1 protein-coding gene is annotated in these 417 nt (G+C 47.5%); it reads left to right on the plus strand.

Annotated elements, in window-relative coordinates; translation table 11 throughout:
* On the plus strand, positions 1–293 hold a 293-nt coding region (locus ADK28_RS02785; RefSeq protein ID WP_239686201.1), incomplete at its 5' end, for a hypothetical protein.
* Positions 294–417: the final 124 nt, after the last annotated feature.

Below are 417 nucleotides of genomic sequence, written 5' to 3' on the forward strand. Positions count from 1 at the left end.
TATTAAGCGCATTGGTCATTCTGCCCTTCGCTCTGCAAGCAAAACCGCTTTCCGGCAGTCAGGTCGCCTCCGGCGTCGTGCGCTTCACCGGCGCCATTACCACGCCGGCCTGCACCGTCAAACATCAGGATGAAAAGCTTATCTCCAGCTGCTTCGGTAAAGTGACGGAATATCAGAACGGGTATATATCCTCTTCGTTAACAGAGATGCCAAAAGAATTAGTTTCTGCCGTCAGCAGTGAGATGGTGAATAACGATCCCCATTTAAAGCGCGTGACTATCAGCTATAAGTAACCGCAAAGCGGCATTGCCTGCTTAAATAATAAGCAAGGCACAACTCGCCTTGATGAATTATAAATTTATTTTATAAATTTATCGCACAATAACTCCCCGCCTTACCGTAAGCCGGCTATTCGGG

This window comes from Serratia sp. 506_PEND (assembly GCF_001076875.1).
GTDB lineage: Bacteria > Pseudomonadota > Gammaproteobacteria > Enterobacterales > Enterobacteriaceae > Serratia > Serratia marcescens.